Origin of the sequence: Methylobacterium sp. BTF04 (genome assembly GCF_010692745.1) — a bacterium.
Lineage (GTDB): Bacteria > Pseudomonadota > Alphaproteobacteria > Rhizobiales > Beijerinckiaceae > Methylobacterium.
Window position 1 is genome coordinate 1 of record NZ_JAAHTB010000108.1, and the last position, 4,022, is coordinate 4,022.

The 4,022-nt window shown below is 67.5% G+C and carries 3 protein-coding genes and 1 pseudogene; 3 read left to right on the plus strand and 1 reads right to left on the minus strand.

The window, feature by feature from the left end:
* Positions 1 to 115: 115 nt before the first annotated feature.
* From G3T14_RS23240 to G3T14_RS23250, 3 genes are all read left to right on the plus strand, one after another.
* Positions 116 to 1,798, plus strand: a complete 1,683-nt coding sequence (locus G3T14_RS23240) for a PQQ-binding-like beta-propeller repeat protein (RefSeq protein WP_246733515.1) — start codon at positions 116 to 118, stop codon at positions 1,796 to 1,798.
* 82 nt (positions 1,799 to 1,880) lie between these two features.
* The gene (locus G3T14_RS23245; RefSeq protein WP_163644866.1) at positions 1,881 to 2,309 is read left to right on the plus strand and encodes an acyl-CoA thioesterase; all 429 of its coding nucleotides are present in this window, start codon (positions 1,881 to 1,883) and stop codon (positions 2,307 to 2,309) included.
* Positions 2,310 to 2,392: 83 nt separating this feature from the next.
* On the plus strand, positions 2,393 to 3,541 hold the full coding sequence (locus G3T14_RS23250; protein WP_163644867.1) for an endo-1,4-beta-xylanase: 1,149 nt from the start codon (positions 2,393 to 2,395) through the stop codon (positions 3,539 to 3,541).
* A gap of 27 nt (positions 3,542 to 3,568) precedes the next feature.
* Here the strand turns inward: G3T14_RS23250 and G3T14_RS23255 are convergent.
* A pseudogene (locus tag G3T14_RS23255) lies at positions 3,569 to 3,766 on the minus strand (hypothetical protein); the annotation flags it as partial.
* Between the last annotated feature and the right edge of the window lie 256 nt (positions 3,767 to 4,022).

Here is a 4,022-nt window from a genome sequence, read left to right on the forward strand (position 1 = left end):
TCGGAGACCTCCTCCTTCACAAAAAGAGCTCTCCACTTTTCCGAGGCAAGTCCACGTCGCACTCGCTTGCGCGCTGGCCGGGCCGCCCCAATGTGCCCAGGCCGACGACTGGCCGATGTTCGGTCGCGACCACACCAACCAGCATTTCTCGCCGCTGGCCACCATCGACACCGGCAACGTCAAGGGCCTGCGGCCCGCATGGATCTTCCAGACCGGTATCACCGGCTACTTCCAGGCGGAGCCGATAATGGTGGACGGCACGCTCTACGTGTCCACCACGCAGAACCATGTCGCGGCCCTCGATGCGCGGACCGGGACGGTGCTGTGGACCTACACGCACAAGGCGCGCACCGAAAAGATCTTCGGGCCGCCGTCGAACCGGGGCGTCGCGGTCTCCGACGGCAAGGTGTTCGAGGCGACCATGGACGGACGCGTCATCGCGCTCGATGCCAAGACCGGCAAGGTGCTGTGGGATCATGAGGCCGTGCGGCCGGAGGACGGAGAGTCGGAGACCGCCTCCGATCTCGCCGGAAAACTCGGGGCCGGAGCGGTCCAGGGTTCGAGCCGCCTCGGCTTCAAGATGCCGCCCCTGGTCGCCAACGGTCTCGTCATCGTCGGCGTGGCCGGAGCCGGCTACGGCCTCCACGTCGAGGATTCGAAGGGCGGCCTCGATGGCGGCGCTGTCGTGGGCATCGAAGGCGGCTACGGCCGGCGCGGCTGGCTCGCCGCCTACGATGCTGCGACCGGCGCAGAGCGCTGGCGCTGGTACGTCACCAAAGCCGAGGGCTGGGAGGGTGACTATGCGCAGACCACCGCCGATGGAGTGCCGCTCCACCGCGACATCGCCGCCGAAAAGGCAGCGGCTCCGGCGCACAGGGACGCGTGGCGGGTCGGCGGCGGCTCGCTGTGGATGACCCCGGCCTTCGACGCGCAACTCGGCCTGATCTATGTCGGCACCGGAAATCCCGCGCCCCAGAATTTCGGGCTCTCCCGGCCGGGCGACAACCTCTACACCATGAGCCTGGTCGCTCTCGAGGTGATGACCGGCAAGCTCCGGTGGTATTACCAGCAGGTGCCGCACGATGAGTGGGGCTACGACGTCGCGAGCCCGCCGTTCCTCCTCGACCATCCGACCCCGCAGGGACCGGTGAAGGCGGTCGCCGAGGCGAGCAAGACCGGTTGGCTCTATGTCCACGACCGCGCCACCGGACAGCTTCTGGCGCGCTCGGCGCCGCTGATCGCACAGAAGAACCTGTACGCCCCGCCCACGGAAACCGGCACGGTGGTGAGCCCCGGCCCACTCGGGGCGATCTCCTGGCATCCGGTCGCCTACGATGCCAAGGCGGACGTCGCCTACGCCCAGGTTCGCCACGCGGCCACCACCTACATCGTCAAGACAGTGCCGGCCTCCGGCGACCGTCCGGCGATCCGCTACACCGAGACGGCCGAGGCCGCGGGGGAACCATCCTTCAGCACGTTGACGGCCATCGATCTGGCGAAGGACGGCGCGATCAAGTGGTCGGTCAAGGCGGGAAGCCGGCTCTCCGGCGGCACGCTCGCCACCGCCGGCGGACTCGTCTTCTCCGGCGAGGAGGACGGCCACCTCGACGCGCACGACGCCCGAACCGGCGCAATCCTCTGGCGCTTCCAGTGCGGCGCTGGCATCGGCGGCCCGCCAATCACCTATTCGCTCGACGGCAGGCAATATGTGGCCGTGGCGGCCGGCGGGTCTTCGTTCATCAAGGGCTCGGGCTTTGGGACCGGAGACGCCCTCGTAGTTTTCGCCCTACCCGATTGATTCTTTCGCGGTTTGCGGGCGGATAGCAGGGCACCGGCGGCGTACGACTTGCGACGCGGTGCCGGCACAGGATGCCCGAACCATGAGCCTCGACGCCTCGCCGCCGCACCAGCCCGTCGACAAGGGGCCGCCGGTGGTCCGCACCATCGCGATGCCGTCCGATACCAACCCGGCCGGCGACATCTTCGGCGGCTGGCTGATGGGACAGATGGATCTGGCCGCCGGCAACGTGGCCGCACGACGCTCACGCGGCCGCTGCGCCACCATCTCGGCGGAAGCGATGACCTTTCACCGACCGGTCATCGTCGGCGATGAAGTTAGCCTCTATGCCTGGATCGTCAGCGTCGGGCGAACCTCCATGCGCATCCAGGTCGAGGTCTGGCGGCGCGAACGCGAAGGCGAGACCACCATGAAGGTCACGGAGGGGCTGTTCACCTTCGTCGCCATCGGTGCGGATCGACGCCCGCGTCCGATCCCACCGGAGATCGACGAGGACACGGTCGCCGGCTGATCGGATCGCGGCGTGGCGCCACGCTTTTCGCGCGCGGCGAGACAGGATCGACCAGAAAACGAACGCAGGAGACGGATCGCGGTATGGTGGGATCGACGCGTCGGAGCATCCTCGGATGGGCCCCGGCGGCGCTGGCGCTCGGTGGCCGCCCGACCCCGCTCACCGCGGCAGGCGGTTCGTGGAGCCCGGACAGCCTCAACGCGGCCGCCGCCCGGAAAGGCATCGCCTACGGTTCGGCAGTGAATTTCACGCCGCTCACGCAGGACCCGGCCTATGGCCGCGCACTCGCGCGCGAATGCGGCATTCTGGTGCCCGAGAACGCGATGAAGCTCGCCTATGCTTGGCGAACACCGGACACGATCACCTTCGATTACGCCGACGCCACCGTGGCGTTCGCACGCGCCAATGGCCAACGGATGCGCGGGCATACGTTGGTCTGGCACGAAAGCATCCCCGACTGGGCGGTTTCCCGCATCGACGGCCGCGAGGGCGAGGCGTTCCTACGGCGCTGGATCACCGCAATGGCGGGGCGCTTCGCCGGCCGGATCGAAGCCTGGGACGTGGTCAACGAGATCTGCGGCCCACAGGACGGGCGTCCGGACGGCCTGCGCAAGACGCCATGGCTCGCCGCACTCGGCCCGCGCTACGTCGACACCGCATTTCACATCCTGCATCAGGTCGATCCGCAGGCGGCGCCGGTGTGGAACGAGAACGACCTCGAACTCGATGCGGACTGGATCGACGCGCGCCGCACCATGGTGCTCAAGACCCTGACGGACATGCGCAAGCACAACGTGCCGATCCGACGCCTCGGCATCCAGGGGCACCTCTACGCCAAGTTTCCGCTGAACCAGGACAAGCTGCGCCGCTTCCTCAAAGAGGTCGCCGATCTCGGCCTCGCCATCGAGATCACCGAGATGGACGTGAACGACAAGGTCTTTCCGGCGGCCCTTCCGGCGCGCGACGCGGCGGTCTCGGATCTGGCCCGGCGCTTCCTCGACGTGGTGCTCGACGAGCCGGCGGTGCTCAATGTACTGACCTGGGACATCACCAACCGCAACACTTGGCTCAACACCAACCCGGAGCGGAAACGCGCCGACGGGCTGATCCAGCGCGCGCTGCCCCTCGACGAGGCCTATGCGCGCACGCCGCTCTGGAAGGCGATGCACACGGCGTTCTCGGATGCGCCGGACCATTCCCTGGCGCGGGCGAAGCTACGGCAGGGCCGCTGATACCGGATTCGGCGCACCCGACCCGTGGGCGACAATGCCACCCACCGAGTGTTCGAACCGATCAGCCAGCGCGCGCAGCAACGTGCGCCAGGCCTGTTCTTCGCGCAGCCGTGCGGCCTCGGTGGTTTTCAGTTGCAAGGCGGCGTCCTCCAGCGACATGTCGCGAATCTCTACGACTGTCCGCGCGATGTCGCCGATTTCGTCCCGGCGAATTCTTGCGTTCGGGAACGTCGCACAGGGCCGGCATCGACATCGAACGTTGGAACCCCAAAGCAGGCCGATCGCTGGTGCCGTATTCCCGCCGTAACGGCTGAGCGCCGGAATGCATGAAGTGACCGTTCGTCCAATCGCTGTTCCGGTACGCAAGCGCTGAATATTTCCGTCTCGCTTTCGCGATTGGCTTTCAAACAGCGGACGTCGCCCCCGAGCCTGACCATCTATCAGTTTCTATGTTTTCCAGAGCGGGGGCAGCGGGAGGAGA